The organism is Bradyrhizobium sp. B039 (assembly GCF_038965675.1).
Lineage (GTDB): Bacteria > Pseudomonadota > Alphaproteobacteria > Rhizobiales > Xanthobacteraceae > Bradyrhizobium > Bradyrhizobium diazoefficiens.
In genome coordinates, this window is record NZ_CP152416.1 from 5,286,900 (window position 1) to 5,305,026 (window position 18,127).

Genomic DNA, 18,127 nt, shown 5'->3' on the forward strand with positions numbered 1-18,127 from the left:
CGCCGATAGCGCCACCGTCCGCAGACGTGGGCACTCCCAATCCATAAGTGCACTTCGACATCCTCGCCGAGGGGCGCGACGATCTGCGGAAGTTGTCCGCTGCATCTCGCACGAGCAATATGGAACGCCTACTTGCGCGGCGCCCACGATCTGCGCCACGGCAACTCGACAAGAACGCGCGTCTGCTTGAGTTACCTCCTAATCGTAGACGCCCCATCTACCGTTTGCTCGCAACGATCGGCATGATGCGCGGACTGTACGCCGTGAGGTAGAGACAATGAGCAATGACCGCCTCGTGCAGACACCGCCGATTGCTCACATCCGCAAAATTGGCATCGTCGGGACCGCAGCCCTAGTGTTCGGGCTAATGGTCGCTTCCACCGCCCTTGGAGCAGGAACGCGCATCTCTGATGCCTTCGAACCGTTCGAGAAATCACCGAATGAGCGCGTCGCCCAAGCCTTCGAGGACATTAATGACCTCGCGTCCATCACTGACGAGCTGAAGACTGCGCTGGCGTTGCTGAGCCAGAGCGTGCAGGGCCCGCAGAAGCCGCCTGTTCAGGCTCAAGGCAATGAATGACCTGATGGTTAGCAAACAGCGACATGGCGGGCGGACCATCCACTTTGGGTGGGCCAAGGGCAACCCTCGATTTCGTAGGCGTGAAGGCGTCGGATGGTGATCGCGGGCAGGTACCACCCGTAATTTTCCCAAGTGCTGGTAACCAGGCGCACTGGTTAAGTGGCGGCAGGTTGAGCGCCACACCATGAAAACACCGAAGCCAAAGCAATGGGCCGAGCAGGAAGTTCGACGATTAGTCAGGCTCGCCCGGCAGGGAGTTGGCGCATCGAAGATAGCTGCCGAGCTGGGCCGACACGCCGGATCAGTGAGGCGAATGGCGCGAACAGTGGGAATACTGTTGAAGAAGTAGCCCTGCGCCTCCCTGCGGAGAGCATGTTCACGCCGCCGCGCTTACTCATCGGAAAGAGCCTATCGGGAAGCTAGCGCGACGTAGGCTTCAATCGAAGGCAGCGAGATTTCACATGTTCCAAATTCGAAACCCGGTGTCTGAGAGATGATCCAGCACCAACGGCCCGTATAACCACTGTAATCCTATTTAGGCTTTTGGGTTACTTACGTTTCGCCTTAAGTTCGCTGAGCTGGAAGTTGGGAGCGCGGTCGCGCTCTGTAGGTGAAATCTCCGTCAGCCTTAAGGTGTCCGGCTGGCCGTTTGAGAGCTTCCTGACATGACCAATTATTCATACGCCACTGATCGACAATCCCCTCGGCGCCGGAAGCACCCAGCCGAGGAGTCAGAAATTGAGGGTGCATCCCTCGATATTGTATGCGCCAAACCCAAGATGGGAGGTTTCCATGCGCATTATTCAAGCATCAGCATTAGCCTTTTGTCTGCTCATCGCCGCTCCGGCGATAACGCTCGCCGCTGACGCCAAGGCCGACGTCGAGAAAGCCTACGTCACCTTTGATGCTGCATTCAACAAACAGGACGCGAAGGCCGTCGCTGCCAACTATGTCCCAACCGCCAAGGTGCTGCCGCCGACGCACGAAGTCGCGTCAGGCCCGGCGGAGATCGAAAAGTTCTTTGCCGGGTTTTTCGCGAATGGTGTGACCGGCCACAAGCTGGAGGTTATCGACGCGGGCGGAGACGACAAGGTCGTCGTCGGCACAGCTAAGTGGAGCGCCACGGGCAAGGACAAGGAGGGCAAACCGGCTCCCTTCAGTGGACTTGCCATGCACGTCTTCGAACGCCAAGCGGATGGTTCGTTAAAGCTGAGGTTTCATACCTTCAATTGAGTTGGTCGTACCCACGACCGGCAGTAGCTCGCGCGCTTCCCGAGCCGCTAGGAATCGATAATTTGCAAGGTGCTCACGACGGCACTTTGATCTCGGCATGCCTCGTCCTGTTCGACGCCACACGCCTGCACACGTTCACGGCCGCCCCGTCAAGATCACCTTCGGCGAGATGCGCGAAATGGGCTTCGGTGGCGTCCTGGTCTACTGCCATTGCGGCCATCACGTTGCTCTGGATGCCGACCATTGGCTTGACAAGGTAAGGCTATCGGATCTCGAGCCGCGATTTGTCTGCCAGGGCTGTGGGTCTCGCGGTGCCGACGTTCGGCCGGACTTCGACTGGAACGCCAAAGCGCCTGTCGGTGGCTTGGGCTAATTGATGCCACTTGAAAGACGGCCCCGGCCGTGGGGGGCTTTTGAGGTGTGGAAGGCCGGGGCCGCTGGAGGTGCTGGACTGCGTCGATCCAGCGACCCGAGCCTAGGAAAATTCGGCATTCAGCTCTGTTCGCTTTCAAACCTTGGCAGTACAGTTCCCCTCAGGGAACGGAATAGCTGCAATGAAAGACATGCAGGCTCAATTGGAAAAGCTCCGCACAGATGCCGCCGAGTGCGCCCTCATCCGTGACTTGGCGACCGACCCGAAGAAACGAGAGCTTTTTACGAAGCTGGCTGATCACCTGACGGTTCTCGCCGCAGAAGTTGAACGCGCAATCGCGGAAAGCGTGAAGAGGACCTGATGAAGGCGGGCTGGGGGCGGCCTTTCGAGGAGGCAGATCAGGGTCAGGGCCCACCAACGGCGCTTTGACGCATCGGGAAAAATCGGCAATACTCGCCGTATGGTTGCTCTCGATGAGATTGCAGATGCCAGCCGCCGCGAAGCTGACCGCGCGCATCGACTGAGATTAGAGGGTCTGGTCGAGGACATCCGGAAGACCATAGAGGGACCGAGCAGCGCCAAAAAGAAGGTGGCGCGGATCAGAGAGCTACTCGCCGTCCAGGGCTATCGCGCCCAAGAGTAGGCCCGCCAGCTTGAAACCGACCACCACCTGAGGCGGCCTTACTTCCAGAACGTCAGCACTGCTAGCGCCACCACAGGCGTGAGCCCTAAACAGATAATGGCGATACGAACTAGTATCTCGCTCCACATGGCCGGGGAAAAATAGCACCTGCAACTTGGTCGCACAATCCAAAATTGTACGCCAATTGGGCCCGCCAGCGTAACCGGCGGGCATGAGCCTGGCGATTCGAACTTTCGCTGAAGGCCGTGCGGCACATCACCGTTACATCGTTGGTGGGTTCAAGGCCTTGAGACCCGCCGCTTTCAACGCGTCGGTTGAGAGCTGTCCATGTGCCGCAGCATCGAGCAGCTTCGAGGCAACGTACGCTCTGGCGCCCGTCTCGCTTACAGGAATATTTTCGCAAACTTCCTCGAGCACCGCCCTGAGCAGCGCAGTCATTTCAGCATTAAACACACCTAACTCCCGAAATTGAGAGGATGCTGAACGCTGCACAATCGGAGTATATTCGCTCGGCAGAGTTCGCCGCGTATTCCGGTCTGGGCTCTGAAATCCCAGCACCTGCCAAACCGGCACCTGTCTGTCAAAGTAATGTGACAGCTTCCCCGCCGATCTGGTGGTCCGGCCCGCCAAGCGGAGAGCCCTCAGTCCGACGTCCAGCCGTCCCATCGCAGCCGACTCCGGCGCCGAGATCTCGTCTGCGCTACAAGCCTTCATCGCCGCTAACGCCACAAAGCGCTTCGACATGCAGCTAGCGCTGCCCTGGCGGGGTCGGCCTGATGTCCAACGAGGAAAAGCCCCTGGCCGCCGGTGCAATGGCCACGACGTGCGCCAACTGTGACGATCGCGGCTGGGTTTGCGAGAACCATCAGGACCGTCCCTGGGACGACCCGCGCGCATGCACCTGTGGCGGCGCTGGCGCGCCCTGCCCGGCCTGCAGCGTTACCGACGAAGGTAAAGTGCCGCGGATGCCGAAGGCTTTCGGGTGGAGGTCGACAAGGACGGCTGGCGGCACTGAAATGCCTTGTGAGCGGCCCCAAGCGCCTTCGGGGCTGGAGGCGAGACGCCGGGACCGCCACGACGCACCGGCTCAAGGCTGGGCGCCGCCGACATTCTCCGCCCCTCGATTCATCGCTGGCCCTAACAAATGTATGGTGCCCTAGATTAACTTTGTAGGCCAACCGTCGCCCTGTGCAACGCGATCAGTGTTCCTTCGCGGAACAGCGCCGACGGGATACTATTGAAACAATCGGCTACTCTCATTGCCCCAACCGGGCGCGACGTTTGCATCCCTGTTCAATTTTCAAAACAACAGATCACGGCTTATCTTGCGGTTTTTCGGGCTCTCCATTCGGTAGGACAGCATCAATTATGCGCTTCAGCGCATCCAGCGAACAGGGTTTGATGAGGACAGGCATTCCTTCAAATCCGTCGGGCACGCCTGCGCTGCCGTAACCACTCAAGAAGAAGAGAGGCAGCCCTCGGCTCTTTACTACCTCGGCAACTGGATGCACGTTGATCCCCTGCAAATTGATGTCGAGGATCGCGAGATCTCGGCTAGCTTTGTCATGCAGGCGCTGCGGATGAATTCCTGCACGCCGGGGTCGGCGAACACGCATGGCATGAGCTACCTCAGTCGGGAAAAAGAGGTAATGGAACTCGACTTCAACTCGCCGCTGCGTGGTTTAGCGGCGCAAGCCACACGTTTCCCAGGCGGCGCAAAAGCAGACATCGTGGGATGTCCGAGTTGGATCGAAAGCAGCGGTGGACGCCAAGTTGGATCGGCGCCCGGTTTGCCCCTGACAACCGACGTGACACGCGCTCAATGACCTTCGGCTAAGGGCCAGTTGCAGACGTCAAACCATTTTACTCCGGCCGCATTTTGTCAATCAGGCGTTTGTCTTTAGCTTCCGTGTTTCTTGGATAGCTCTGTTCTTCGATACAGGCCTGCCGCAATTTGTCCCCATTGTAGCAAAGGCTCCGTTGATCGCCGCTGGTGGGGCGCGCTCGCGGAAGGATTTCTAGAGATCCCCTCTTAGGATTTTCCTGCCCGCCGCGGTCTGGGACATCGCATCCTTGCAGGGATCTCTCAACTCAGCCATGTGCAATTTTATGCAGGCCCTGATACCGCCGGTGCCCGGCACAATACCGGCGCACAGCTTCGCAACGTCGGCCTTGCACACCTTTCCGGCCACGGCAACCGTGAGCAAGCGTTCCTCGCAGGCTGGTGACAGGTCGGTCAAATGCGACTTTATGCAGGACTTGATCCTGCCTTCGCCGGGCTGAATGCCGGCGCACAGTGTCTTGATATCGTTGGCGCAGGGCTTGCCCGCTTGCTGTGCCACGGCGGCAGAGCCTGACCAAAGCAGCGCTGTCAATATAACAAGCCCGGATCGCATTCCTGCCATCTTAGATTCCTCTGGGATACAAAAAGGGCAGATTGGGGATGATATCCGAAAGTCGGCCGCAAGGCGATTCGTTCCGGAGGACGGATCAGCGTAGCCGGCTATCTGGGCGGGACGGAGCGCCGCGTCAATCCGCTCGACGTCTTCCGCAAGCAGGCCATGGGTCAAACTGGGAAGTCCGGGCGCTCAGCCGGCAGGTCAGCTTTGCCCCCAACTCCAGACAAGCCGCTGCATCGGACTAACTGACGCGATGGGCCATGTGTGGACGGCTCCGGGTTGGCAAGGAGAATCTTCACTTTGCAGCATTGGTCGGAGCAGCCATGTGTTCGGCCTGTTCGCGCGGTACCCATGACCGCTGGCCATAATGCCCTCCGCGGATCAGATCCCGGTCAAAAGCACGCATTCGATGATGCTGTGGCCCATGTGGGTTGTCCTGATCGCCGGATCGACCGGCACTGCATTACGTGCTGTTCGCCCTCCCAACCGTTACGTCACACTGGGCTGTCCGGTGTGATTTCGTTTACGCCGCAAGAGCGGCGGGTTCCTTGTAGCCTTCATTCCTCGCCATCATCGCCCATGCCATCCTCGCGAGTTTGTTGGCGAGCGCAATTGCGGCGACCTTGGTTGGTCGGCGCGCCAACAGCGCGGTGAGCCAGGGCCGATGCTGGGTGCCGTGGATCTTGGCATAGCGGATCACGGCGAGTGCGCCTGCCGTGAACAGGCTGCGCAAATAGCGATCGCCTTGCTTGCTGATACTGCCAAGCTTGTCCTTACCCCCGCTCGAGTTCTGCTTCGGCACAAGCCCGACCCAGGCCGAGAAATCCCTCCCTGATCGGAAGGCTTCTGGGTCAGCAATGCTGGCGACAAGGGCCGTGGCCAGCGCCGGCCCGACGCCGGGGATCGCATCCAGCCGCTTGCTCGTCGCATTTGATCGATGCCAGGCGATGATGCGTCTGTCGAACTCCAGTATCTGAGCCTTCAGTGCTCGCAACTGACTGCCGAGAGCAGCAAGACATGCACGGCCGACCTCTGGAAGCCGGCGGTCGGCTGTATCGGCGACGACTTCCAGCAGCTGCTCGACACCCCTGCGTCCGACAGGGGCGACGATCCCGAACTCGGCAAGATAGGCGCGGATCGAGTTGATCACGGCTGTCTGCTGGCGAATGAAGAGATGGCGCGCCCGGTGAAGCATCAGACAGCTCTGTTGCTCGACCGTCTTGGTCGGCACGAACCGCATGTTGGGTCTCGTAACCGCCTCACAAATCGCTTCCGCGTCCGTGGCATCGTTCTTCTGCCGCTTGACGTAGGGTCTCACATAAGCCGGAGGCATCAATCGCACCGAATGCCCCAACGCCTGCAGCTCGCGGGACCAATAGTGTGACGACGCGCAAGCCTCGATCCCGACGAGGCATGGGGCAGCTTCTGGAAGAACGCCAGGACGTGCCGACGCCTCAACTGACGGCGTATGACCACCTGGCCGGCTGTATCAACGCCATGCACTTGAAAGACCGACTTCGCGATATCCAGACCGATTGTCGAAATTGACTGCATAGCTTGCTCCTCCGAATCGTGGGAGCCTCAAACGGCGCCCACTCCTTGGCACTCTCGTGCCCGTGGAGGAGCCGTCCACAGCATCACAAGCCGACGTAGGCTAGGTGCGCGAGCGTCGACAATCGGCACGCCCTTAGCCGCAACATAGACTGTCTCGCTTTCCCGCCAGCCTGGGTCTTGAAGCCATTGACCCGCGCGCTTACTCGCAGTCCTGGTCGGCCGCCGTAACCTTTTTCTGAGACGGTGCGGGCTCGGCCGTGCCTGCCGTTGCCTTCTTTGATTGTTCAGTGGGCGCGGGACGGGTCTGCTCGACGGTGCCTGCCGTCCGATCCGGTGACTGCGCAGAGGGTGCGGGGTGGGTAGCCTTTGATTGTTCGGCAGCGGTGGGCCGGCTCTGCATCTGGCGCTGCGCATCTTCCGACGACGTTGCGGTATTCTCCGAGCCTTTGCTCATCGAAGATGTCGGCGGTTGCTGCCTGGAATCAGTTGCTGTGGAACCAGTGGTTTGTCCCGTATAGCCCGGGACATTCCCTGATCCTGCATCGCGGCTCACCGTGGTGCAGGGACCGGCATAAACGGAGTTGGCGCTGAAGGCGAGCACCGCACCTAAGATCATAAGTCTGTTAGCGATCATAAGCCCTTCTCCTTTAAACTCTCTGGACGATTGAACAAAAGGATGGCGCCTTTCGTTCCCGACTCGCGAGAGAGCCAACATTGGCGAGTGGCTGAGTTCACCGGGGTAAAATCGCCTACCTAAAGTAAGGCCGCTCAGTTTGCGGCCTCATTATCCTCGTCTTTTGCCCACTTCGCCTTTCGATACAGGTTTTCGCCATGGGATCGGAGCTGGAGGTTGTTTGAATCGATGTCGACGACGATAGATTGATGATTGACGTGCGACATGTTCTCCGAAGCTAGGAACCCCCCTGGAGCGGCCAAGTTAAGCCAAAAACCTACCTGTGAGGGAGACGAAGCCATGGCCCGCGCAACAGCCCATCCGGATCATCAATGCATCTCAAGCGAAGACATTCAAGGGACCGAAGTTTATGGAGCAGATGGAAAGAACATCGGTGAGATTGATCACCTCATTATCGACAAGGTGTCAGGTCGTGTGGCCTATGCCGTCATGAGCTTTGGCGGATTTGTTGGGTTGGGCCACAGCCATTACCCCATTCCTTGGGGAGCTCTAACATACGATACGTCGCTTAGTGGTTTTCGAACCAATATCACCGAACAACAGCTGAAGGACGCGCCTGAGTTCAGTGATGACTCGTGGCAGGATCGAGACTGGGAAACGCGGACCCACCAGTACTACGGGACACCTAGTTACTGGGAGTCGCGAGGTGGCTTAATACGCTAGGCAGCGCATGAGCCAGCCAACCCATTAAAAGGCCCGCAGTGTTGAAAACACTGTGGGTCTTTTTGTGGCCAGCTGGATGTCCGCTTAGGATCCAGCAGCTGATTTGACGGCATCGATTTTGGCGGTCCGCTATGGGCCACAACCAGACCTCAATCAACGTAGGGCGTGCCCCCTGCGGCCGCGAAGCAAAGCCTTCCACACCAGGTCGGCCTAAGTGGGAACTGCCTCGATAACCTGGAAGTGCGAGCCCGCGCGAGTCGTGCTGCGCGTTTCGAATCCGGCCATTCGACACAGCGCGGAATACTCGTCGTAGGTCCGTTCTAGCGCACCGAGCATGACGAGCATATTGAGTCACTGAATTTCGAGATTAGCCCCTCGTTCGGCGGCTCCACGACACGTTCAACGAGCAGCAATCTGGCATCAGCCGTCATGGCACGACGGCAGGTCTTCAGAATGGAAATTGCTTCCTCGTCATCCCAATCGTGGATGACCGCCCGCATCACGTAGGCGTCAGCACCCTCCGGGATGGTTTCAAAGAAACTGCCATCAACCACTTCGCATCTGTCGGCGACACCATGTCGCTTCAGAACTTCGGCCGCCTTGACTACTACGTGCGGCTGATCGAACAGCGTTCCGCGCAGGCTCTTGTTTGCGGCGAGAATTCCCGCCAGCAGTTGGCCTTGACCACCCCCAATGTCCGCGACGTGACGAAAGCGGCTGAAGTCGTAGGCGGCGATGGTAGCCTCGATGGCGCCGCGAGAATTGGCCGTCATGGCACGGTTGAAAATCGCGTTCTCATCTGAACGGGTGCTACGATACTCCCAGACGCTCTGACCGTTGAGGTGCCGAAAGGCGTTCTCGCCGGTGCGGACGCTGTGTTCAAGGTGGCCCCAGGCCTGCCAGGCATAAGGTCGGCCAGGCTGAACACCTTGCAGTGCTCGCATCCGCCGTTGAGCAGGCTATCGGTGAGAGCACGGGCAGCGACATCGCTCCTGATCTGCCGCCCAGGCCGCAATAATGTGGCGCCGCTTGACCGGGTCGCCTTAAGCTCCATCTCGTAATCGGGCATCGAATGCCTATTTTTCCCACATGCGTTCATTTGAGTTTTGCCTGCCGAGCAAGGGCATTTCGGTCCCGGCCGGCCCCGATTGGCTCCATGAGGTGAAGCACGACGGCTATCGCCTCCGTCTGGAGCGCGATGGCGACCGCGTGCGCCTGATCACGCGCGGCGGTTACAACTGGGCCGACCGATATCCTTGGATCACGGAGGCCGCGCGCAAGGTCCGCCAGAAGCACTTCGTGCTCGATGGCGAAGCGGTAGTGCTGGGCGTCGATGGTACCTCAGATTTCAACGCGCTTCACTCGCGCAAGCACGATGATGAGGTTCAGTTTTGCGCCTTCGATATTCTCGCCGAAAGTGGCGACGACCTCCGCATGCTTCCGCTGTCGATGCGAAAGGCGAATTTGGAGCGCTTGCTGGCGCGGCGTCCTGAAGGCGTGTTCGTCAATCCGTTTGAGCGGGGCGAGCTTGGGCCTGAACTGTTTCGCGCTGCCTGCAAGATCGGCCTTGAAGGATTAGTATCGAAACGCCGCGACCGGCCGTATCAGGCCGGGCGCAGCAAGTATTGGGTCAAAGTGAGAAACCGTAGTCACCCGGCGATGGGTAGTCACCCGGCGATGGAGCGAGTGCTTGACGCATTCGCATGATGACCTTAAGGCGAGAACCCAAATCACGCCGGAGACGATCAAGTGGCAAAAAAGACTAAGAGCAAGCGCAAAGAGTACACCAAGGACGACGTCAAACAGCTCAAGGCACATTCCAAGGCCCGCACCCCGGTGGCGAAGCTCTCAAAGCTGATGAAACGATCCGAGGGCTCGTTGCGTCAGAAGGCTCTCAGCCTTGGACTTGGGCTAGGCCATCAGCGTTAAGCGAAAGGCCCCGGCGTGCTTCACTCGCCGGGGCCTTCCTAGGATCATACCGTGACCCTTGGAACCCTTAAGCCTTGAAGAAGGTCGCAAGAGAAAACACGACAGCCAGAACAACGGTGATACCGATGGCTGTCAAGGCGGCCTGATTGGTTGAAACGTCGCGCATATCAAAGCCTCCGTCAGTTGGACACCCCTAGCACCGTCAAGGAGCGCTTGTTGTGGCCCGGCGTTTGAAACTCGATGGCTTGACCAACCGACAGGCCGATCAACGCAGCGCCGACGGGCGTAAGAACCGAGACGCGTTTTAATGTTATGTCCGCTTCATGCGGATACACCAACACCACGTCCCGGACTTCACCGGTCTTCTCATCGCAGTACCGGACCTGCGAGCCCATGCGGACCACCCCTCGCAGTTCGGAATTGTTCGCCACCACGCTTGCACGCTCTATCTCCCGCGCAAGGAAATGGGCCACGCGCGGAAAGAGTACCGCGCTCGAACTGGCCAGAGCGCTTAAACGCCTGGCCTCATCCTCCAACACTGTGACGGGCGGCAACACGATTTCAGGCTTGTCCTTGTAAGTAGTCTTGCTCATCACTTCTCTCCCTTCTTTAGGCGGCTGATGGTCCCGGATCATCGTCATCGAAAAGCGTTCTGTCCGGGAACGTGTGATTGCTAAACAGAACCCCGACAACATCATTCGGATCACCTCGACTGACGCGTTCGATCCTGACGACGTTGGTGCGCCCGAAGGCAAAGAAGGGAATTTCACTTCCGACCTTCAGCCCCACCAATGCTGCGCCCAACGGTGACATCACGGGGATTTGGGTTCACTCGGACGTGTAGTCTTCGGGATACACCAGTTGCCTCGTCTCACGCGGGAAACCCCAGTTGATCCAGAACGTCACCCACGAACCCATGGTGACGACGCTATCCAATCTGGCTGCGCGATCAGGGACGACTTCCGCACGGTTGATCTCACTCAACAGAAAACGTGCGTCCACGTGGCCTTGATTTGCTCCCACGTGCGCGAGCCTTTCCAAGCGGCGATGGTCAGACGCCGGAAGAGTGACGTTCGGGAAAAGCGGGTTGTTCACGACATGCCTCCTTGTTGGCTTCCCTCCCGGGAGAGCCACACACCAAATCTGATTGATGAAGGAAGGGGGTAAATCCGGACGGCACCAACTGCCGTCCGGCTAAGCTCCTGCTTGGAGCCGTCCGGCATGCAAGCAACGCCGCGCAACGCGCGGGTCGATGTCGAGGACGTGGATCATGTCCTAGCCAACATAGGACCTTCCGTTGTCCTTGTAACGCGACCAAAGAGCGCACACGCATGGAAGGCGTTGCACCGGCCTGTTCTAGCATCCAGCACGGATGCGCCCAAAGCAATGGCCCCAACGATGTTGCACGTCGGGGCCCTTCAGGATCATCAGGCCGGTTACATCCGCCGTGCCTTACGATCCTTGATGTCGTCGATTACCGCACGCGATCTGGCGCAGACCGTGGCAAGGCTGCGGTATCAGCGTGATCACATGCGGCGCGAAAGCGCTCGGCGACCAGCTCCGCCTTGCGCCACTCGGCTCGCCGCCGGCGCTCGGCCGCCAACTGTAGACCCGCGACCGTAGTTGCGATCACGTCGTCGATCTCCGCTCCCGTCAAGGTACGACGAATTTTCAGCACAATGCTCAAGGCCATGATGATCGGACCATGGGGCGGCAAGAGGTCGTGGGCTTGCTGCTCGCAGAATGCCAGGAAACGCTCGACCGCCTCCGCCGACTTGCAGACCAATGACGCGAGCGCGACCGCTTGCTCAACGTCACTAACAGACGGCACGGGCTCTCCTGGCAGAAGCATGCGCTCTGCGACGGATGCCGCAGCCAGTTCGATGCAGCGGTCAAGCACGCGCAAGTACACGTCTGCGGCATCGCTGCGATCTTCGCCCTCCTGCGGCATCAAATCCTGCAAATTGTCGCACAACTCTGGCACATCATCGCCGTCGTCATCGCTACCGAAGGCGACGCTGTGACGCGGCCCCCACACCAATCCGCCGTACTGGCCGGTCGGATCAGGATTGATTGTCGCTCCGCCGAGCGGTTTGCCAAGCAAGCAAGCGGCCACGGCGTGACCGGCCTCATGAATAGCAATCCGCTCGTCCTCACCAAAGCAATGAAAAGCCGTGTTTGCCCAGCCATCCTAACACGGCCGAGCAGACGAGAGAAAACAGGCCGGCCCACAGCCAAGAACGCCCACGGACTGCATTGATAGATCTTAGATACAGGACTGCGCCAAGCAATGTGCCGTAGTTCTTCCTGAAGTCTCCATTGAGCTTCGCAATCTTGGACAGCTCGGAAGAAGTCTCGACTTCAGTCGCCATGGCGCTGGTTCCTATCACGACAGTTAGAGCCAGCGCCTTATGAACCACTGTTTTGCCCGACAGAGCAAGCGGAATTTCGGTATATCGAAAGCCTCCTTTTTCGACTCGAGGTGCGCGCGTTTTCCACACCCACGACCGGCAGTAGCTCGCGCGCTTCCCGAGCCGCTAGGAATCGATAATTTGCAAGGTGCTCACGACGGCGCTTTGATCTCGGCATGCCTCGTCCTGTTCGACTCCACACGCCCGCGCATGTTGACGGCCGTCCCGTCAAGATCACCTTCGGCGAGATGCGCGAAATGGGCTTGCGTGGCGTCCTGGTCTATTGCCATTGCGGCCATCACGTTGCCTGGGATGCCGACCGTTGGCCTGACAATGTAAGGCTATCGGATCTCGAGCCGCGATTTGTCTGCCAGGGCTGCGGATCTCGCGGTGCCGACGTTCGGCCGGACTTCGAGCGGGGCAACCCGCAGTTTGCAATCATGGGGTACCGAAACATGCAATGATCAAAGGCTGGGGGCGCCCTTTCGAGGAGCCGATCGAGGTCGATGGTCGCAGCCTAGCCACGCTGCGCGAGGCCGGCGAGTACATCGCTCTGCTGCCGAGCATGACGCGCCCGAGTGGCGCGCGGCGATGGAAGCCTTGCTCCTGGTGGTCGAGCGAGGTGGCCCGACGATGTTCGCCCCCATCGGGGTTATGCGGGCGCTGAACAGACATTACGTCCCGGAGCTCAATCCCAAGGGCAAGGAACCGCATTGGGGACGACGCAAGCTGAAGCGGGATCAATGAAGAAGCCGCCAACTGAGGCGGCCTCAATGCAGCAGCCTCTGACGGAGCTTCCTGATGATCTCCCGGAGTTCAGCAGCGTACTCTTCAACGGCCTGCCGCACCTCATCCAAGCGCGTCGGTCGAGGAGGTTGCGGCTTAGCTGAATCCGACTTGTCGGATTGGTTCATGGCCCCAGCGAGCGGGCGGGACCAAGCGGGGTCATTGAGCTAAATCAAAGACCGACGGCGACGGCTACATCGGCGGCCGCAACCGCACAGAGGGGGCAGCGAAAAAATCAACTAGGCGATTCACATATGTGGTTGCGAGAACCTTGAGGATCGGGAAAAATCGGCAATCCGGGGCTGGCTAGGCCATTTGATCTCGGAACTATTGAAACCCGGACGGGGCCGCTGACGGCAAGTCGGCGGCCCTTGTTTTTGAGGAACGACAAGGCGCCTGCCAAGTTTTCCCGGTGCCCTTCCCCAAGGGCACCCTGAGTGGCCCCAGCTCCAACGCCCCCCCCGCGAGCTGGGGCCTTTTTTGCCGCCTCAATTGGCGGCCTCTTTCATGCACATCGAGACCCGCCCCTTCGCAGATCCGCAGGTTGCCGCGCGCAAGCTCCTCGAGCTTGCCGCCGGTTTCGAACCAATCAACGGCCGCATTCACATCGAGAAGATCAACGCGCGGTTCCTCTCCAAGAACGGCTGCAAGGCGACCGGCGCGGAGTTCGGCGCCGGCATTCGCTACGCGGTCGAGAAAGGCTGGCTCGAGCTGCATGAGAGCGGCACCTTTGTGAAGTTGCTTCCGCAGGGCGAAGATCTGCTCAAGCGCTGATGGCAGGGCCCACCGCGTTCGCGCCGACCGGAGCGGCAGGCCGCACCGGAGGCGCTGCCATCGCGTGGGAAATTTACGGGTTGACATTCCTTGCAGGAACCACGCGGGCGCGCGGTATTTGAATCTCGCCGGCTCGCTGTCCGAGCTGGCGGAGCGGCCCCGGCCTACCCCAAACGCCCCCCTGAAGCCGGGGCCGTCTCTCCGCCACGGTCTGTGTTGGAGTTTGCGTATGCGTTCCTCGCCCTCGATCGTGCCGGCCGACCGCCTCGACCGCGACATCTATCTGGTCATCCAGGACTTCGGCGTCCGCGCCGGCTGCGCCTGGCGCGAGACCGACGAAACCGATACTGATCTCGAGACTATCCTCAGGCATCTCCTGTCAGGCCAGTACGCCCATCCGGTTCGGATTGCGTGCTTCAATCCGGGCGAAGGCTGGTCACGGGACGCCACCTCCGATGTCGCTGACGCGCTGGCACAGCGGGCAACTGATAACGACGTCGATATCCCGCCAGCGCTGCAGGAATTTATCGCCGCCAACGCCACTTCCCGCTTCGACGTGCAGCTCGCGCTGCCGCTGCTGGGTGCCACGTGATGCCAGGACAGACGCAGGCTAAGAACGACCCGATTGCCGTCGGTACGCGTTTCAGAATGAGCAAGCTTGGTGCCGCTCGATGTCCGGGGCTGGCTGATCGGAGTGGCATCGTCGTCGAAGTGGGCCGCCGGACCACGGGCCTCATCGTTCTGTTCGACGGTGCGCGAAGACCAACTTGCCTGCACAGAGACTTCATATCGCCCATCTCGGATGGGACGATCGCTGTCGCTTCAGACGAATGGTCACGTTAGCTTGGCCGGCCGGAGCCCGGGCGAGGTCAACCAATCGCTTAGATGCGTGCCAGTCTCTGCTCGGCCAGCCTCTCCTCAAGAGAGCGGACTTGCGCCTGTAATCCAGGCGGCAAAACATAAGGCCGCGTCGGTCGAGCGGCCTTAGCCAGCCTGCTTAGACTTCATTGCCAGCTCTACCTCATCAGCAAGCGTGCTCAAATGTGCGTGCAACCGACAGAGCGCCGATGGGCATGAAACGTTGCAATCGGTCTCCAGGATCACCTTGCGGAGTACTCACAATTTGCCGCCGCTCAGTCTCCGACGAGACTCGATCGACGGTTCTTATCTCAAATCCTTTTGCGTAAACTTGCTCAAAGTGACTTCGGCACGTCCCAAGACCGTAACAGGAGAGGAAGTTATGAGCGACGTCGATCTTCCGGTAGCTGTCATCGGTGCGGGGCCGTTTGGCGTCTCAACCGCGGCTTACTTGCGGTCTCGCGGCGTGGAGTTCCGTATATTTGGCTCACCAATGCATCGCTGGCGGACGCAAATGCCGGCGGGCATGCTCCTCAAGTCTGAAGGATTCGCTTCCAACCTCGCGGATCCGGCCGGCCGTCGCACTCTGCAGCAGTTCTGTGAAGAGGAAGCGCTGCCCTACGAGGGTATACCCGTATCACGTGAAACATTTTCCCGATACGCCGTAGCGTTTCAGCAGCGGCTCGTTCCAATGGTTGAAGATGTATCAGTCACCATGCTGGATCGACAGACCAACAGGTTTCAATTGCGACTGGCCACGGGTGAAGAAGTAAGGGCCAAAAAGGTGGTTGTCGCAACTGGTCTGTCGCATGCCGAATACATCCCCGCTAAACTGGCGAAATTGCCTGCAGAGTTGCTGTCGCACAGCAGCAACCATCACGATTTGGACAAATTCAAGGGGCGCGAAGTAGTCGTCATCGGCGGCGGTCAATCCGCGCTCGAGACGGCGGCTCTCTTGAACGAGGCGCAAGCGACGGTAACGCTGCTGGTGCGGCGTTCGTCAATCGAGTGGCATGATATCCCCAAACCTGGGCCACGATCGTTATGGCAACGGCTGCGCCGGCCCGAGTCGCCGATGGGAAATGGGCTTAAATTATGGCTCTGCGCCGCCGCTCCGCTGGCGTTCTATCATCTGCCCGAGCAAATACGCGTCGATGTGGTGCGGACGTACGGGCAACGTCGCGGGACGTCTCTAGAGGTGCTTGGCCCATCGGGTTCCTGGTGGCTTAAAGAGCGGGTCGTGGGCCGTGTCCCGATACTGCTCGGTCAGGGCGTGCGAGAAGCCGAAGCGAAAGGCAGCAAAGTGGTTCTGCACGTCGATGGCCCAGAAGGGACGTCCCGCCAACTGATCGCTGACCACGTCATTGCCGCGACCGGCTATCGCTTCAATGTTGGATCACTCCCATTCCTAAGTCAGAGGCTGATATCCGAGTTGCGCTGCGTGCAAGATGCTCCGTCGCTGTCGCCCAGTTTCGAGTCCTCGATCCCGGGCCTTTATTTCACCGGCATAGCCAGTGCATACAATTTCGGACCGGTGATGCGGTTCTTATGCGGCACTCAGTATGCAGCCGAGCGCATCTCCAGCGCCATTGGCCGTGAGCAACGTCGCTCTCCGTCGTCAGTTTCTGTCGAAATTGCTTCCACACGCAATCGAACCGCTTGATGAAGCAAATGGCGAGTGCGAACGAAGGCTTGCCGCCCTTCCCGGTTCTCATCCTGAAAACGGGCCGCTATGCCCTGCATCATGGCGGCCTCGGTATCATTCGAACCTTGGGAATGCTCGATGTTCCAGTATTTACAGTCATCGAGGATCGCTTCGCACCGGCCGGCCTTTCCAAATATCTGACGGGAAAATTCGTTTGGGACACCCGCGACTTGCCAAGATCGCGGCTGCTCGAAGGACTGAAAAGGATTGGACGACAGCTGAAACTGCCGACCATCCTCATTCCAACGGACGACGTCGGCGCGATCCTGATTGCCGAAGAGGCTGTCACATTGCGGCAGTGGTTCTTGTTTCCGAAGCTGCGATCAGACATTCCACGGAGCTTAGCCGACAAATCTCAGCTGCACACACTGTGCAAGCAACTCGGGGTACCATGCCCTCAGGCAATATCACCCGGCACGATTTCAGAGGTCTACGAGTTTATTGAGACCGCAGCTTTCCCGGTTGTGGTGAAGCCATCGAAGCCATGGCTCAATCCTAAGATCAAACCCTCCATCGTTTCCTCCCCTCGGGCACTCCTAGATCTCTACCGCCGATCGGAAGCACAGGTTCCTCATAACCTGCTGATCCAGGAATACATTCGTGATGGCGAGGATTGGCTCTTTGATGGATATTGCGACGCGGACTCGAAGTGCCTGGCCGGCTTCACTGGCAGAAAGCTGCGCTCTTATCCGTCCCGCTTCGGTTCTGCAACATTGGGCAGATCTGTCACCAACCCCGCGCTCCTCCAACAGGCCGAGGCTCTCGTCAAAGCGGTTTCCTATGCAGGTATAATGGACATCGACTATCGGTTCGATAAACGAGACGGTCAATACAAGCTCCTCGACTTCAACCCGCGTATCGGCGCACAGTTTCGATTGTTCGAGGATAGCGACAGAATTGACGTTGCGAGAGCGCTTTATCGCGATCTCACGGGTCAGTGCGTGCGGCGATCGCCACAGATCGATGGCCGAGTATTTGTGGTCGAGCCCTATGACTGCCTAGCCAGCGTACACGACCTCTTGGGCCGCCAGCTCTCGGTCAGAGATTGGTGGCGATCACTCAAAGGCGCCCGGGAATTCGCCTGGTTCAGACGGAGTGATCCCTTTCCCTTCATCGTGATTTGGATACGCCTTGCCATGGCAGGCGTGGCGAAAGGGATACGTTTTTTGCATTACCTATTCCGGAGGTCGGAAGCCGAGGGCAGCAAAATCCGAAGAGCGCCCCATGGGTGACGCGCACCTGCACCTCCTGTTTCACTTGATTGAGAGTGGAGCGTTCGATCGGGTGCCCGGGTCGCTGGTCTCGCAAGGACCGTCGCCGCCAACCAGCCGCGGACCTGGCTAAAGCCCCAACTGACTGCAGCAGGTTTGAAGTAAGAAAACCAGAGAAGTTGTTTGGAATGTTTTTGCACTCTGCAACCTGCTGCGCAGGTTCTGCGCGATGTCAAGCAGCGCCGGATTGCTTTTCACGAAACGCTTGGCTTCGTTGACGGTGGATAGCATGATCTATTCGATCACTTCATCCG

The 18,127-nt window shown here is 59.2% G+C and carries 23 protein-coding genes and 1 pseudogene; 13 read left to right on the top strand and 11 right to left on the bottom strand.

Going from position 1 to position 18,127, the window contains the following annotated elements; genetic code table 11:
* Positions 1 to 277: 277 nt before the first annotated feature.
* The 4 genes from AAFG50_RS24800 to AAFG50_RS24815 all read left to right on the top strand — a co-directional run bounded on the left by AAFG50_RS24800 (position 278) and on the right by AAFG50_RS24815 (position 2,547).
* Entirely contained in the window at positions 278 to 580 is a 303-nt protein-coding gene (locus AAFG50_RS24800; protein ID WP_039184681.1) for a hypothetical protein, read from the top strand.
* 792 nt (positions 581 to 1,372) lie between these two features.
* Entirely contained in the window at positions 1,373 to 1,813 is a 441-nt protein-coding gene (locus tag AAFG50_RS24805) for a nuclear transport factor 2 family protein (RefSeq protein ID WP_028171523.1), read from the top strand.
* Between the two features lie 97 nt (positions 1,814 to 1,910).
* Positions 1,911 to 2,186 carry a hypothetical protein gene (locus AAFG50_RS24810; RefSeq protein WP_074076875.1) on the top strand — a complete coding sequence of 92 codons (276 nt, stop codon included), beginning with the start codon at positions 1,911 to 1,913 and terminating at the stop codon, positions 2,184 to 2,186.
* A gap of 181 nt (positions 2,187 to 2,367) precedes the next feature.
* A complete protein-coding gene (locus tag AAFG50_RS24815; protein ID WP_039184683.1) occupies positions 2,368 to 2,547 on the top strand; it encodes a hypothetical protein in 180 nt (59 codons plus the stop codon).
* A gap of 543 nt (positions 2,548 to 3,090) precedes the next feature.
* Here AAFG50_RS24815 and AAFG50_RS24820 read toward each other — a convergent pair.
* Complete coding sequence (locus AAFG50_RS24820; RefSeq protein ID WP_039185238.1) at positions 3,091 to 3,321, bottom strand: hypothetical protein; 231 nt, start codon at positions 3,319 to 3,321, stop codon at positions 3,091 to 3,093.
* A gap of 1,013 nt (positions 3,322 to 4,334) precedes the next feature.
* Here AAFG50_RS24820 and AAFG50_RS24825 point away from each other — a divergent pair.
* Positions 4,335 to 4,655, top strand: coding sequence for a hypothetical protein (locus AAFG50_RS24825; protein ID WP_162185842.1), 321 nt, complete (start codon positions 4,335 to 4,337; stop codon positions 4,653 to 4,655).
* Between the two features lie 192 nt (positions 4,656 to 4,847).
* Here the strand turns inward: AAFG50_RS24825 and AAFG50_RS24830 are convergent, their stop codons facing one another.
* The 3 genes and pseudogenes from AAFG50_RS24830 to AAFG50_RS24840 all read right to left on the bottom strand — a co-directional run bounded on the left by AAFG50_RS24830 (position 4,848) and on the right by AAFG50_RS24840 (position 7,416).
* Positions 4,848 to 5,234: a cysteine rich repeat-containing protein gene (locus tag AAFG50_RS24830; protein WP_129557623.1), complete on the bottom strand. Its 387-nt coding sequence runs from the start codon at positions 5,232 to 5,234 to the stop codon at positions 4,848 to 4,850.
* Positions 5,235 to 5,751: 517 nt separating this feature from the next.
* A pseudogene (locus tag AAFG50_RS24835) lies at positions 5,752 to 6,782 on the bottom strand (IS110 family transposase).
* A 199-nt stretch (positions 6,783 to 6,981) separates the two neighbouring features.
* Complete coding sequence (locus tag AAFG50_RS24840; RefSeq protein ID WP_186363044.1) at positions 6,982 to 7,416, bottom strand: hypothetical protein; 435 nt, start codon at positions 7,414 to 7,416, stop codon at positions 6,982 to 6,984.
* Between the two features lie 339 nt (positions 7,417 to 7,755).
* Here AAFG50_RS24840 and AAFG50_RS24845 point away from each other — a divergent pair, with 339 nt between their 5' ends.
* Positions 7,756 to 8,139 (top strand): PRC-barrel domain-containing protein, encoded by a 384-nt coding sequence (locus AAFG50_RS24845; RefSeq protein ID WP_074077689.1) that lies wholly within the window; start codon positions 7,756 to 7,758, stop codon positions 8,137 to 8,139.
* 320 nt (positions 8,140 to 8,459) lie between these two features.
* Here AAFG50_RS24845 and AAFG50_RS24850 read toward each other — a convergent pair whose 3' ends face one another.
* Positions 8,460 to 9,083: a methyltransferase gene (locus tag AAFG50_RS24850; protein ID WP_074076874.1), complete on the bottom strand. Its 624-nt coding sequence runs from the start codon at positions 9,081 to 9,083 to the stop codon at positions 8,460 to 8,462.
* Positions 9,084 to 9,228: 145 nt separating this feature from the next.
* Between AAFG50_RS24850 and AAFG50_RS24855 the strand changes: the two genes are divergently transcribed.
* Both AAFG50_RS24855 and AAFG50_RS24860 read left to right on the top strand, forming a co-directional pair.
* On the top strand, positions 9,229 to 9,846 hold the full coding sequence (locus AAFG50_RS24855) for an RNA ligase family protein (RefSeq protein WP_028171518.1): 618 nt from the start codon (positions 9,229 to 9,231) through the stop codon (positions 9,844 to 9,846).
* Between the two features lie 42 nt (positions 9,847 to 9,888).
* Complete coding sequence (locus AAFG50_RS24860) at positions 9,889 to 10,068, top strand: hypothetical protein (RefSeq protein WP_028171517.1); 180 nt, start codon at positions 9,889 to 9,891, stop codon at positions 10,066 to 10,068.
* A 179-nt stretch (positions 10,069 to 10,247) separates the two neighbouring features.
* Here the strand turns inward: AAFG50_RS24860 and rnk are convergent, their stop codons facing one another.
* From rnk to AAFG50_RS24885, 5 genes are all read right to left on the bottom strand, one after another.
* A complete protein-coding gene (rnk, locus tag AAFG50_RS24865) occupies positions 10,248 to 10,661 on the bottom strand; it encodes a nucleoside diphosphate kinase regulator (protein WP_039185241.1) in 414 nt (137 codons plus the stop codon).
* Positions 10,662 to 10,677: 16 nt separating this feature from the next.
* The gene (locus tag AAFG50_RS24870; protein ID WP_129557624.1) at positions 10,678 to 10,872 is read right to left on the bottom strand and encodes a hypothetical protein; all 195 of its coding nucleotides are present in this window, start codon (positions 10,870 to 10,872) and stop codon (positions 10,678 to 10,680) included.
* A gap of 24 nt (positions 10,873 to 10,896) precedes the next feature.
* Positions 10,897 to 11,163, bottom strand: a complete 267-nt coding sequence (locus AAFG50_RS24875) for a hypothetical protein (protein ID WP_157862135.1) — start codon at positions 11,161 to 11,163, stop codon at positions 10,897 to 10,899.
* Positions 11,164 to 11,542: 379 nt separating this feature from the next.
* On the bottom strand, positions 11,543 to 12,172 hold the full coding sequence (locus AAFG50_RS24880; protein ID WP_162185843.1) for a hypothetical protein: 630 nt from the start codon (positions 12,170 to 12,172) through the stop codon (positions 11,543 to 11,545).
* Positions 12,173 to 12,221: 49 nt separating this feature from the next.
* Positions 12,222 to 12,440 (bottom strand): hypothetical protein, encoded by a 219-nt coding sequence (locus AAFG50_RS24885; RefSeq protein ID WP_129557625.1) that lies wholly within the window; start codon positions 12,438 to 12,440, stop codon positions 12,222 to 12,224.
* Between the two features lie 215 nt (positions 12,441 to 12,655).
* Here AAFG50_RS24885 and AAFG50_RS24890 point away from each other — a divergent pair, with 215 nt between their 5' ends.
* The 5 genes from AAFG50_RS24890 (at position 12,656) to AAFG50_RS24910 (ending at position 17,834) form a co-directional block, all read left to right on the top strand.
* Positions 12,656 to 12,943 (top strand): hypothetical protein, encoded by a 288-nt coding sequence (locus AAFG50_RS24890; protein WP_053815130.1) that lies wholly within the window; start codon positions 12,656 to 12,658, stop codon positions 12,941 to 12,943.
* A gap of 829 nt (positions 12,944 to 13,772) precedes the next feature.
* The gene (locus AAFG50_RS24895) at positions 13,773 to 14,039 is read left to right on the top strand and encodes a hypothetical protein (protein WP_028171513.1); all 267 of its coding nucleotides are present in this window, start codon (positions 13,773 to 13,775) and stop codon (positions 14,037 to 14,039) included.
* Between the two features lie 229 nt (positions 14,040 to 14,268).
* Positions 14,269 to 14,631 carry a hypothetical protein gene (locus tag AAFG50_RS24900; RefSeq protein WP_028171512.1) on the top strand — a complete coding sequence of 121 codons (363 nt, stop codon included), beginning with the start codon at positions 14,269 to 14,271 and terminating at the stop codon, positions 14,629 to 14,631.
* Positions 14,632 to 15,279: 648 nt separating this feature from the next.
* On the top strand, positions 15,280 to 16,560 hold the full coding sequence (locus AAFG50_RS24905; RefSeq protein ID WP_049832394.1) for an NAD(P)-binding domain-containing protein: 1,281 nt from the start codon (positions 15,280 to 15,282) through the stop codon (positions 16,558 to 16,560).
* A complete protein-coding gene (locus AAFG50_RS24910) occupies positions 16,560 to 17,834 on the top strand; it encodes a hypothetical protein (protein WP_049832393.1) in 1,275 nt (424 codons plus the stop codon). Before AAFG50_RS24905 ends, AAFG50_RS24910 begins: the two co-directional genes overlap by 1 nt.
* A 108-nt stretch (positions 17,835 to 17,942) precedes the next feature.
* Here the strand turns inward: AAFG50_RS24910 and AAFG50_RS24915 are convergent, their stop codons facing one another.
* Positions 17,943 to 18,104: a hypothetical protein gene (locus tag AAFG50_RS24915; RefSeq protein ID WP_156149845.1), complete on the bottom strand. Its 162-nt coding sequence runs from the start codon at positions 18,102 to 18,104 to the stop codon at positions 17,943 to 17,945.
* Positions 18,105 to 18,127: the final 23 nt, after the last annotated feature.